General features: G+C 42.8%; 10 protein-coding genes. 2 read left to right on the forward strand and 8 right to left on the reverse strand.

The annotated features are described in order from the left end of the window. Positions 1-130 precede the first annotated feature (130 nt). Positions 131-3073 (reverse strand): 5'-nucleotidase C-terminal domain-containing protein, encoded by a 2943-nt coding sequence (locus JKM87_RS07850; protein WP_202079764.1) that lies wholly within the window; start codon positions 3071-3073, stop codon positions 131-133. A 205-nt stretch (positions 3074-3278) separates the two neighbouring features. On the opposite strand from JKM87_RS07850, the gene JKM87_RS07855 reads away from it, so the two are divergent. Further along, positions 3279-3476, forward strand: coding sequence for a hypothetical protein (locus JKM87_RS07855; protein WP_202079766.1), 198 nt, complete (start codon positions 3279-3281; stop codon positions 3474-3476). Between the two features lie 10 nt (positions 3477-3486). Here the strand turns inward: JKM87_RS07855 and JKM87_RS07860 are convergent, their stop codons facing one another. Further along, on the reverse strand, positions 3487-4515 hold the full coding sequence (locus tag JKM87_RS07860) for a cytochrome d ubiquinol oxidase subunit II (RefSeq protein WP_202079796.1): 1029 nt from the start codon (positions 4513-4515) through the stop codon (positions 3487-3489). Positions 4516-4572: 57 nt separating this feature from the next. Further along, the gene (locus JKM87_RS07865; RefSeq protein WP_202079768.1) at positions 4573-5934 is read right to left on the reverse strand and encodes a cytochrome ubiquinol oxidase subunit I; all 1362 of its coding nucleotides are present in this window, start codon (positions 5932-5934) and stop codon (positions 4573-4575) included. Positions 5935-6148: 214 nt separating this feature from the next. Between JKM87_RS07865 and JKM87_RS07870 the strand changes: the two genes are divergently transcribed. Beyond that, positions 6149-6490, forward strand: coding sequence for a DUF3889 domain-containing protein (locus JKM87_RS07870; protein ID WP_202079770.1), 342 nt, complete (start codon positions 6149-6151; stop codon positions 6488-6490). A gap of 159 nt (positions 6491-6649) precedes the next feature. On the opposite strand, the gene phaZ is transcribed toward JKM87_RS07870, so the two are convergent. The 5 genes from phaZ to JKM87_RS07895 all read right to left on the reverse strand — a co-directional run bounded on the left by phaZ (position 6650) and on the right by JKM87_RS07895 (position 11947). Continuing rightward, the gene (phaZ, locus tag JKM87_RS07875) at positions 6650-7579 is read right to left on the reverse strand and encodes an intracellular short-chain-length polyhydroxyalkanoate depolymerase (protein ID WP_202079772.1); all 930 of its coding nucleotides are present in this window, start codon (positions 7577-7579) and stop codon (positions 6650-6652) included. A 284-nt stretch (positions 7580-7863) separates the two neighbouring features. Then, positions 7864-8976 (reverse strand): Delta(10) desaturase DesB, encoded by a 1113-nt coding sequence (gene desB, locus JKM87_RS07880; protein WP_202079775.1) that lies wholly within the window; start codon positions 8974-8976, stop codon positions 7864-7866. Positions 8977-9300: 324 nt separating this feature from the next. Next, a complete protein-coding gene (locus JKM87_RS07885) occupies positions 9301-10422 on the reverse strand; it encodes a PRK06851 family protein (RefSeq protein ID WP_202079777.1) in 1122 nt (373 codons plus the stop codon). A 92-nt stretch (positions 10423-10514) separates the two neighbouring features. Further along, positions 10515-10898 carry a GtrA family protein gene (locus tag JKM87_RS07890; RefSeq protein WP_202079779.1) on the reverse strand — a complete coding sequence of 128 codons (384 nt, stop codon included), beginning with the start codon at positions 10896-10898 and terminating at the stop codon, positions 10515-10517. A 29-nt stretch (positions 10899-10927) separates the two neighbouring features. Further along, complete coding sequence (locus JKM87_RS07895; RefSeq protein WP_202079781.1) at positions 10928-11947, reverse strand: glycosyltransferase family 2 protein; 1020 nt, start codon at positions 11945-11947, stop codon at positions 10928-10930. Between the last annotated feature and the right edge of the window lie 130 nt (positions 11948-12077).

Here is a 12077-nt window from a genome sequence, read left to right on the forward strand (position 1 = left end):
CTCGCATGATTTTTTTTTGGTTCATTCTCTATTATTCTAGCACAAAATATTCAAGCGTGACATAAAGAAAAGAAGCCTACGTCATGTTATACATAGGCTTCTGAAAGGTATTTGATGTTCTAAAATAAGATTAAGCCTGTAGCGCATCAATGAGGTCATTAATCGTTTGCACTAATTCCTCTTTATCTTCTCTAGATAGACCACGATTGTCTTTGGACTGTAAATCTTGCTTGATTTTTTCTAGTTGAGCCATCGCTTTGTTATTGTTTTCTTTATGCCACTCACGCGCTGCTTTTTCAATATGGCGCTGTAGAGATTTTTTGGCGCCCTTATTGCGATATGACACACGGTCGACCACTTCATATAGTGTCTCGAATGTGGTTGTGTTTGGTTGATCTTCCTCTACAAATAATGTTATATCTCCCGTTCCCCGGGGCTTGAGCTGATAAGTGCCTTGGTACTGACTGGACACTCCAGTAACATTCACGATTTCACCATTCTTAAAGGTGAAATCCTCATAGGCTAATCCTGTACGATTATCCACTCTGACGAGAACGGATTCATCCTCCTGTGCAGCTACAAACTCAAATGTTCCGAAGTCGTTCACTTGTTGTAAATCGGTGATTTCCACTTCTGTAAGGCAGACTAACTCACCTTCATTTTCTTTTGTGATTTGAGCAGGTGTGACTTCAATAGGTGTTGGAAGTGTGTCTCCTTCCTCTAGAACGTCCACTTGAGATACGTTTGAAATCTGGAATTCACCTTGGTATTGTGACGTGGTCCCCGTGAGCTGTATACGGTCACCTTTTTGAACGTCATATGCGGACTGGTACACATACGTGCCTGCCGTCTCGTCTTGAAGGTAAAAACCTCGCGCTCCCCAAGCACCAGGGTCTGTCGTGACCACACCCGTTACGGTCACATCACGGTCAAAACCACCGTCTCTCGCCTCTCTTATCGTGACTTCAGGTGCCTCCTGTTCCTCTAAGGTAATACGCTCACCTTCGTGATAATCAATGGGACCATCATGCTGTTTGATGTATGCGACAGTGGCTTCCCATACCTTACCGTCGTCCGCGTCGCTAACTGCCTGGCCTAAATTGTAGAAATCCCTGCCATGCATGTAATCGTTGTATGCCACTGTATAGGTCTCATTCAGATCAAAATCAGAACCGTCTATCTGCTGGATATCCACAGCACCAAATGGCCCATCTTCTGCTTCATCGTCAGCGACAAGGGTGTAAGTCAATCCGGATACCTGTAAATCTACCCCCCGATGATAGTTAGACTGACTGAGGATAACATCATAGATGCGCTGTCCTGTTGTTTCCACCACGACAATGTCATTTTTATACGGATCGAGGCTTTCGATTTGCTCGTCGGTAATGTCCCCAGCAGGAATCTCACCTAGCACAGAGGAGTTGTTAATCAGAGCCACGTCTACTTGTGTTTGATCACGTAATGCATCCGTATAAAGGTTGCCCAACCCAGCATCAGTTCGCGTTTTGTTCTGAGAATATAGCCCGTGCTCAGTCTCCCCAATAACTTCACCAGGAAAAGGTGCCTCCTCATCTACTTCAACACTGATTCTACCCTCCGTTTCATAGTCTAAATACTGACCACTGTCCGTCAGAAATTGAGCATAGCCAAGCATCGCATTGGTGACAAAACCTGCTCCTGCTTGCACCACTTCACCTTGGAAATCATAACCCGACCCACCAGAGCCGATATAATCTGTTACTGCCACAACGTAGGTTTCTTCCGGATCAATGGGCTCATCATTCACGATTAACTCCGCGTCTAAATATTCTCCGGTCGCATTCGTTATTATTTTATATTCCAAACCAGACGTTTGGAGGTCAATTTGATTACGTCGCTCATAAGAGTACTGAATGACGTCTCGTATCGCTTGGCCCGTCATACGGATCTCCATTATTTCATTCGCAAATGGTTCCACAGTATAAATATCACGTGCGGTGACTTCACCCGGGTCAATACTAGCTCGAATGCCTCCGTTGTTTGTTAAGGCAATATCCGCTTGAATATATTCTCGCATCGCATCCGTCCAGAAATTACCGAGAGGCACGTCCCTTACAGTACGGCCTTCGCGTGTAAGACCGGTGTGACTATAACCGATGACTTGACCTAACATTTCCTCGGCTTCTTCATAGTAAGCATCGACTTTAGCTTGTATCGCTTCATCCACGTCTGTTAGTTCGTCTACCGGCTGTACAAAACCAGTGACATCAATATCCCCAGTGTCTACATTTACGTTAAACGACAAGTGACCAACGTGACTGGCATTGGCCCCCGCTTGGGCGATTGGTGTACCATTAACAACGGCTGGTTGGGTTAACAAGGTGTGGGAATGACCACCAATAATCGCATCAAAGAAGGTCACTTCCTCAGCTAATTGACGATCAAGGTGATAACCATTGTGAGATAAGGCAATGAACACGTCCACTTCGTCACGTAAGTATTCATACTGCTTAGCCGTTTCAATCGGATCATCAAACGCTATGCCTTCAATATTGGCCGGTGCTGTAGACGGTGGTGTTTCTGTGAGCCCGAGTACACCCACACTGAGTCCATTGACATCATAGATCTCAAATGGCTCTGGTTGTTCGATCGGATGCTCCTCGTTTACGATTCTAGTGTTTGCACTGAGCCAATCGAAGTTAGACTCCTCCATTCTAGCTTGGAAGTGTTCAGGCCCATAATCAAATTCATGGTTACCAATGGTCAATGTTTGTAATCCCATATCGTTCAGTAAGTCAACAATCGGTTGACCATGCTGCAAATCAACAACGGGATTACCACTAAAAATATCACCCGCATCTAAGTAAAGATAATGCGATGATTCACGCTGTACATACTGTAAATACGCTGCAATTTTACCAAAATCTTCAATTTGGGCGTGGATGTCATTCGTATGTACGACTGTAAGTGTGACTGTGTCGTTGTCTTGAGCGAAAGCAGGCGATCCTGCTGTACCAACAAATAAAGACGATACGACTAAAGCAAAAATAACGACGATCGATATCGCTTTCTTGCCATACACGTTCATCAGCATCTCATAAGCCTCCCCATTCATGTTTTCCTTACAAAGACATTATAACGTAAAATTATTAATTTTTCGTAAATAGTTTTAAAAATATCGGCTACTCTGTCTTGCTTTCCATCATATTGTATAATGTCAATGAGTCTTTTCACATGAAGGCATTCCGACTTAATTGTTATATTCGTTTGTCGCTTATTTTTTTACGAGGAGGGGTCACATGATTGTAACAGTAAATGACATAGAAGTAAGGCTATTTCGAGGGGCCACTTTAAAGCATGCACTACTCAAAGCGGATGACACTTTATATCATCAGGTTCAAAGAGGAGAGGCTCAGATCCAAGATTACGAAGGCAACCTTGTCGGTATTAATGGTGCAGTGGCCAATGGCTGGCGTTACCAAGTGGTGAAAAGATAGATAGTACGGCCTATTTTTGCTTTCGTAAATATCCTTCATCCTTCATGAAAAGTTTCCAGAAGTATATAAAGCCTGGCAGAAGGATGGCAAACCCGACAATATACATGATAAATAACGCACGAAACGTATTAGGGTGTGTAAATCCTGACGCCAAGGTGACGTGAGGATAAACGAGATAAGGCAAATGCGCCGCCCCATAAGCGTAGCTAGCAAACAAGTATTGGAGTATCGCTGCTACCACAGCTACACGTGGTAAGTTGAATTCCGTCTTTTTTTTGGTGGAGGAGATACAGATGTACCCTAGGGCAAAAAAGACGAAGGACAGTATAAGCCACCCTATGTACTCTATAATATTCTCATACAACCATGTGGATTCTGATCTCATGGACAATAGCGTCAATAAGGCAAAGAAAAAGGCAATTGGACCCACTGCAATGGCATCTCTCTGATATATCTTAAACGCATCGTAACGATGACTGACACGGGCATAATCTGCTAAGAGCAAAGACGACATGAACAAAGTACTAGAGATTGCTAAGCCCATAAAGGCGTATAGCTGGGGGCTTGTTAATAGTTTACCGTAATTCAATTGTTCAAATCCGTTGACAATATCCACATATCCCCCTTGAGAGATGGGTAAGACGCTAATGAGTAAGGCCGGGATTAACAGGCCAGTCACACCGGAAACCATTGTAAGTAACTTACGATACTCGTGCACCTGATTAGAGAAAACGAGGAGAGCACTTCTTATAAGCAGGAGTAAGACAACTAAACTCCCTGGCACAAGCAGAACGGTTCCTAGTGTAAATGTAGCCCCTGGAAAGAAGCTCACGAGCCCAATGACGATCAATACAACGAAAACGTTGGTCACTTCCCAAGATGGCGATAAATATTTATTGGCAATATCCGTTGCTTTATGCCCCTTTTGGTTCATGTACAGCATCGACCAAAAACCGGCCCCAAAGTCAATAGACCCCGCAATAGCGTAAATAAACACAAAAATCCATAGTAGCGTAATGGCGATAAGCATATCAGTCATGATTCCCTGAGCCACCATACTATTCAACCTCCATCTCTTTTCAATAGGATGCGATTCTTAGGATTCAATCGTTTGTTTCATAAGTTCTTTTTTCAATGGCTTACGGCCGAAATAATACTTAAACACGAGTGCCGTAATCACACCAAGGATGACATACACTAGCGCGAAAAGCGCAAACAGGGGCCCAAGACCAGCCGTTCGTGTAGCGGCTTCAGAAGTTAACATGGTGTGATAGATGACCCAGGGCTGCCTTCCGGTGCAGGAGAAAATCCACCCAAATTCTATCCCAATCATGGCTAAGGGACCCGTGGTTACAAATAGCCACTTCACTTTACGTGAAAATGGAGACTTCCTATATAAGATCTTCCATCCAAAACCGACAAAGCCTATAAATATAAGCAGCATCCCTATGCCCACCATGGCGTTGAACAGTACGTGTATATATAAGGGGGGCCAGTGCTCCTTCGGAAATTCATTTAGCCCTACGACAACTTCATCGAAGCGGTCACCTGCTAAAAAACTTAAGGCCCAAGGGATTTCGATACCGAACCTGACAGCCTCTTCATCAGGATCGGTGATTCCCCCAATGGTAAGCGGTGCGTAATCTTGGGTTTCAAAAAGGCCTTCAGCAGCGGCTAGTTTCTCTGGCTGGTACTGGTGCAGCATTTGAGCTGCCCCATGGCCATTCCACGCGGTCGCTAGAGAAAATATACCTCCAACGATCAGCCCCATCATCAACGCTTTTTGATGAAAGCGGTACTCTCTAGATTGAGGTCCGTCCGTTTTCAACATCTTGTACGCCGCTATAGACACAATAATAAAAGCACCTGTCATATAGGCAGAGGCCACGACGTGTGCTGCATTTGTGTAAAAACCGGGGTTAAAAAATGCCGCCCAAGGGTCCACATTCACGACTTCTCCTTCCTGTAAGGCAAAACCGGCTGGTGTGCCGGTAAAAGAGTGAACACTCGTGATTAATACAGCAGAAGCGGTCGCCCCTAGTAAGACGAAAAAAACACTCACAATCCGCATCATAGGTGATAAACGATCTGCCGCATATACATAAATAGACAAAAATAATGCTTCTAAAAAGAAAGCAAAAATTTCAATCTGAAAGGGTAAAGCGACGACCTTCCCCACAATCTCCATGAAGCCAGGCCATAGTAGGGAGAGCTGCACCCCTGCAATTGTACCTGATGGTATGGCCACCCCTAACAAAATCGCTTGTCCCTTAATCCAACGATTAGCCATGAGTGCATAGTCTGGGTCTTTTGTCCTTTGGTACATAATCTCTGAAATTAATATCATTAACGGGAGAGAGACCCCTAATGTAGCGAAAATAATATGAAACGCCATGGTTGTCCCAAAAGTTGATCTCGCAAGCAAAACGCTATCAGAGAAAAATTGTTCCACGCTCATCGATTCCTTTCTGCTGGTCCTACTAAGAGTTTGCCTTCCTGATGACTCTTATGTTACAACCTGAAACATTGTTTAAAAACATTAAGGGTATTTTTTCCACATCAGCATTTTTTATGAATGGCGCCTTCAATTTTTTCTGTGCATACTTTTGACATTATTGGGGATGCTACCTTTTGAAGTAAATATTGGTAACTGAAAGGAGTCTTTAACCTTTATGCGTAAGATCACAATGATATTATTGCTTAGTATGTTGTTAGGTACGTGCACCTTACCAGCTATGGCCATCTCTGAAGAGTCTCAAGATGTCATTCAAGAAGCACAGCAAGACTATGAAAAGTGGGGTAGAGTGGCTGTACGCACAATCGGAGAGGCCTATGAAGGGTACGATGTTTATGACTATGAATATGAAGGCAGAGAAACCCCAACTGATACGATTGCAGAGGATACCTTTGAGTTAAAGATTAGATCTGATGGACAAGAAATCACAAAGAACGTGCGTGTGCGATTTAACACACAAACGGGCGACCTGTTGCAAATCACTGTTGTTGAAGAGTAAAACGTCATTTGAAGACATTTTTCTACCAAAAAAGAAAGGGACTTCACTTTTAAGGAGAAGCCCCTTTCTTTTTGCATGTTATTATCTTCATGGTCCCCATCTCATATCTTTTTAACTACAGAGAAAGCCAATGCATTCAGTTCATGACACTATATAGCTCTATGTCTCATTAGTGAGTAACCTACAGTTCATTTCAATAAACGTTGTCAGCTGATAAACCACCTCATGTAAATCATCCGATAAGGGCGAATGCCCGCAATGTGGTAAACGTACATGTTTCGCCTCCGGCCCTAAGTCCTTAACTAGCTCATGTGACATTTCCCTAGGAATGACCCGATCCTCTTCTCCAGTAATCACCAAAACGGGCGCCTTTATGTGATTAACGTCACCCGACCCTTTCATAAGCCCATTGTCATATTCACTTATATTAAACGTATTAATGGCATCATAAATATCAATCAAATTTCGTTGCTTACACATTTCTTCAAGGTATTGATGATACCTGTCCTTATGGGGTCTGCCATTCTGGTATACGAGGAGGTTCCATAAAACCTTAAGAATCAAGTGGTTATGTTCTTCATACGCCTTTAAGACCAATTGTGTTTTCAATAAGTTACGCTCAATCTCTTCCTTGGTGGTTAAACGTTTGCCTCTTATTGGTTTAGGAAGGCCATACGTTATCTTATATATCGGATATCCTCTCGTTGATATCGAACACATCAGCGTTAATGTTTTGACGATCTGGGGGTGCCGCGCCGCTAGACACATGGCCACACCACCACCGGTAGACCAGCCCACTACATGAGCGTTAGATAGGCCCATTTGCACCACAAACTGAAAGATGTCTTCAGCTAGCTCATACAGTGAATCAAAGGGTTGCTTGTAGCTTGATTCCCCACATCCCCGCAAATCAATAGCATATATTTTATATTCAACGGGCATATGCTCCATTAGTATATCCCAGTGTGTTGAAGAAGACATATTACCGTGAATTAGTAATAGCGGTGTAACGCCCCCTTCCCTTTCACGATAGGCCATAATCTCTCCATTCGGTATGAACACCTTCTTAAGGACGACGTTCGAACTCAATCGACTTCCCTCCTCTAAGCCTGACATACCATTTGACTGGTCTATTCATTTACATTTTACGCTCGTATCAACCAAACATGAATCATTTTGCTTTGGTGTACCATTTTCGGCAACGATTTATCATATCCATACAAACGAGATGCTAAAAAACCCTCCAGTTAACATTGGAGGGTTCGTTGTGTGTTTTATTCATTTTTTCTTATAAGAGAGATGCTTGGCATCAACCTGTCATGTCAGCGTCAGTAGACGTTAAAACATTGTCCTCGCACTCTCTCTGTATCGATTTATGATTCGTTCATCTCTACTCTTTGAGGTTTCGTGAGCTTAGACTCTTCCATTGCTTCTTCCACTTCTATCTTACGGTACTCAATATTGTTAGGATCTAACCCATTGCCTAAAGAGGCGTAAACAGTGCTTCGTCGCGGATCTACAAACTCTCTGTTATCATAATATACCCGCGGGGTTTTCCATAAAGTCCTTAACGCTTGAATCATTGGCATTTCATGATACCTTTCTGGCCACATCTTTTTAATCTGCTCTTTCACAAGAGGGTAATATTTCCCGTTCATGGCTGGGAATAGATGGTGCTCAGTATGATATGAAAATTGGAAATGCAGCACATCAACCCACTTCGGTACCGTCACCGTTAAACTGTTTGCTAATGGGTCATTGACAGGTACCAAAGGGTTTAATCTATGGTTTGTCGATATATAACACATCACGATAAAGTTAGCGATGAGTAGTGGGAGTAAAAAGGCAAAGAACCATTTTACTGGTCCAATCCATACGAGCAAGGCAATCCAAGACACCCAAGGTAAAATGAATTGCAGCCATACAGCGGGTTTGGTGCTAGGTTTAAATTCTTTAATATAAGTGACAAACATTTTTGTTGAATGTAATGAGAACGTCACCGCTAGTGCACAAAAGTTAAAGAATGCACGGACTGATAAAGGCATTTTATAGACCCAGCGTAGAAAGCGATGGTTCTTAATTGCTGTAATTGTTGGCCATGCATCGGGATCTTTGGACTCATCCTGAGTGTGCACATGGTGCGTCAAGTTATGCCATTTCCGCCATAATTTTGGTCCTGTACATAAAGGCCAGAATGCAATTGCGCCTAATAAATCACGGAGCCATGGTTTCCTAACAACTGTACCGTGCAGTATTTCATGTCCTAAAAAACCTAGTGCAGCAAAACTACAGCCGATAACAAACGCAATAGGTAATTTGACCCATACACTGAGATCTAATAATCCAATAGTCAAAAAACCGCTAATGACAACGATCAGGTATGCTAATCCTCCTAATAACCTCGTTGGTACAGGCTTAAATGCCTCTTTCGGTAAGTTTGGAGATACGCGTGCGGCATACCATGCAAATGATTGATACTCTTTCATATTTCAGGCTCCTTTCATTGTTAGGCCAATTGGTTACATAATGATGAGGTGTTCCACTGTTTTCGATATATATTATGGCGGTACGCTTACCGGAACATACATCTTCTTTTTTTAAAAATTAATACATTGGATAAATCTAATGGTATCAATAGTCGAAGTCCAAGTCAATGTATTTTTATTACCAGGTCCTATTTTCAGGTTACATATAGGCTAGGGACACGGATGAGCGGCCACAGCCCATATTTATAGTCATATACAATATTGTCTCATATATGTTTTAAAAAATGAGAAGCCAGAAGGCTCCATCCCTCTGGCTTCTGATCTCTAATAATCTAACTGTGACGCTTGCTCATTTTCAATCACCTTCATCTCGGCGTATATCTTAGCTTGAATGGCCTCAATCTTACTAAAGTCTGTCGCTTCAATATAGTAAGCTTCCAGTTCATCGTGGGTGGCTTTGGCCTTCGCTAAAAGAGCAGTGGCTTCTCTCATTTTTGCCCTATATTGCTCTGAAACGTCTTTCAACTCACTTTCGTACTTTTCATCTGTTCCGGACCTGATAACCTCTGCATACATATCCACCACTTCATCGCTCTGACGTTCAGGAAAATACTCATGCGGGGCCGTGCTGTCAAAGATGGCAAAACCTAATTCACGTACGATGAGCATATCTAAGCTGTGGGGGTCAAATCCGCAATGGTAGACTTCAATGTCTAAACCCCTTTGCTCCGCTTCGGAGGCCAGTTTTTTTAACATGGTTGATTTTCCACAACCGGGGCGACCTTTAATGAAATATCTTTTGGGGATATCTTCTGTAAGGTTAGGAATGAAGTCGATGGCGCCTTTTGGCGTAGCTGCACCAAGAAAACGATGCTTAACGTCGGGTGCGTTTTGCTTCTCTTTTTCTTGCCCAACAAATAAATTCTGAGATAACTTTTGAGTCAAGTGGTCTGCAGCAGTATAATCGATATTGTCGATATAGTACTTTTCCCAAAGATCGTGAATATGCAAGGCTTCCTCAAACCGTTCGTAGGCAGATTTGAAAGTGTAACTGACTTTGTCAGTTAATGTGACGATGGCACGCTTGTGATTTCTAAGCTGGGCCGTATTCCAAGCGGTGCCTACATTCACGTACTCTTCAACCACCCCGGGGTACAGTGGCTCAATGATATGGGGGGGCGTACCGTCCACAACACCTATTTTAAGTTTCGGTATAATTAAACCGTCGATTGAATCGTTATCAGAAGAACAGTGCAGGACCTCAATGTCATATCCCGATTCGAACCATTTATCCCCCAACGCTTTCATCAATGATGATTTCCCAGTCCCCGGTCCCCCTTTTAGGATAAAAACTCTCTCTAAGCCTTTTAAATTGGACTCATATAAACTATAAAATCCGCGCGCGGTGTTCCCACCAGCATAATAATGTCTGACTGTTTTACTCATGCTGGACCTCCCTAGTCACATTTTATGGGCTGAACAGTTGTGATACAGCTAACATATGCGCGGTCTTCCTTCTAAGTGAATACCTATGTCGCTCAAACAGCATCTTCTTTAAACGTCCATAGGTTGTTAAGTATAAAATTAGTTAGAGGCAGGATGAATACGACAATCGCTTGTCCAAGCATATAATGAAAAGATAAGATTTGTACCGCTAAATACATAATGAGGCCGTTTAGTATTAATCCTGAACAAGATACGATGGTATACTTTGTAAATAGTTTAGTGTGTTGGGTTGACTTGATTTTAAACGTATACTTTTGGTTTAAATAATAGGACACTATTAGCGTCACGATAAATCCAATGGTTGAACTGAGGACTGGTCCTTGGTTGAATAATTCAACGAAGAGTATGAGCACACCAAAATGTATCAACGTCCCTAATACCCCGACCATGCCATAGGTGAACACCTTTACGAACATCGTTTTGTTTAAGTTACTTAGCAACTTCATTACACTTCCACATACTCCTTAACTGTGGTGTTATGTTGGGCCCCTTCGTGTAAGGAGGCTTCTCGTAAAGACTCAGACGCTGCCGTTTCTTGAATCAAATATCGAGGTCTTCCTTTTACTTCGTTATAGATGGCAGAGATGTATTCCCCAATAATACCTAAACTAAGCATAATCACACTACCTATGATGAGCTGTAGGATAATAACGGTCGTAAAGCCGGTTACGGCACTGCCGATCCACTTATGGTATAAGGTTTGACCGGCTAGAATGACGGCGGCAAAAAAGAACAGTGCTCCTGCAAAGGTTACAATCCTCAACGGTAATGACGTGAACGATACAATAGCATTTAAGGCTAATTTCGTTAATTTAATGACGCTCCATTTCGTCTCTCCACCAACCCTGTGATCAACATCAAACTCTATGCGTACCTTTTTAAAGCCTAGCCACGCAGTCATGCCTCTAAAGAAGGTCCTTTTCTCAGGTAAGGTTGTCCATGCTTGAACCACTTTACGGTCCAACAGCTTAAAGTCAGATGCACCATGCAAATCATATCCGGTTATACTTTTGAGCATACGATAGAAGAGCCCTGCGCTCGCCCGATAGCTGAGGGATTCCTTTCCTCGACTGCGCTTCACACATTCGACTACACCTGCTTTCTCTAGACGCCATACATTGACCATTTCAGGAATAAGTTTAGGAGGGTGCTGCAGATCGGCATCCATCACTATGACTGCCTGTCCTTTTGATTTCTCTAGTCCTGCACATAGCGCATACTCTTTGCCAAAATTTCGACTTAGTCTCAGTGCATAGACGTTTGGTATGGTTGTTGTTGCCTTCTGTAACTGCTCCCATGTGTCATCCGAAGAACCATCATCGACAAGGATCAATTCGTAGTGCTCTGTTACTTCCTTTACGGATGCAGTAATAACTTCGATGGCATGGATAATATGAGCACCCTCGTTAAACATGGGAATGACGACTGATAACTCAATTGATTGTTGCCCGTCTTTATTGAGCATAGGAATCGCTCCTTTTTGACTGTCTTTTACTTCGATATTCAAATACCACCAAACCAATAAAGATCAGCAAACTTATCACTGAAATCGTAATACCAGTGGTTAACCCTACCGGCTTAAATGACATTTCCAC

The organism is Caldalkalibacillus salinus, from assembly GCF_016745835.1.
Classification (GTDB): Bacteria; Bacillota; Bacilli; order Caldalkalibacillales; family JCM-10596; genus Caldalkalibacillus_A; species Caldalkalibacillus_A salinus.

Coding starts and splice junctions, on each gene's coding strand:
- JKM87_RS07870 (WP_202079770.1), top strand. CDS start 6,149: ATGCGTAAGATCACAATGATATTATTGCTTAGTATGTTGTTAGGTACG.
- JKM87_RS07855 (WP_202079766.1), top strand. CDS start 3,279: ATGATTGTAACAGTAAATGACATAGAAGTAAGGCTATTTCGAGGGGCC.
- JKM87_RS07860 (WP_202079796.1), bottom strand. CDS start 4,515: ATGACTGATATGCTTATCGCCATTACGCTACTATGGATTTTTGTGTTT.
- JKM87_RS07895 (WP_202079781.1), bottom strand. CDS start 11,947: ATGCTCAATAAAGACGGGCAACAATCAATTGAGTTATCAGTCGTCATT.
- desB (WP_202079775.1), bottom strand. CDS start 8,976: ATGAAAGAGTATCAATCATTTGCATGGTATGCCGCACGCGTATCTCCA.
- JKM87_RS07865 (WP_202079768.1), bottom strand. CDS start 5,934: ATGAGCGTGGAACAATTTTTCTCTGATAGCGTTTTGCTTGCGAGATCA.
- JKM87_RS07850 (WP_202079764.1), bottom strand. CDS start 3,073: ATGCTGATGAACGTGTATGGCAAGAAAGCGATATCGATCGTCGTTATT.
- JKM87_RS07885 (WP_202079777.1), bottom strand. CDS start 10,422: ATGAGTAAAACAGTCAGACATTATTATGCTGGTGGGAACACCGCGCGC.
- JKM87_RS07890 (WP_202079779.1), bottom strand. CDS start 10,898: ATGTTCGTAAAGGTGTTCACCTATGGCATGGTCGGGGTATTAGGGACG.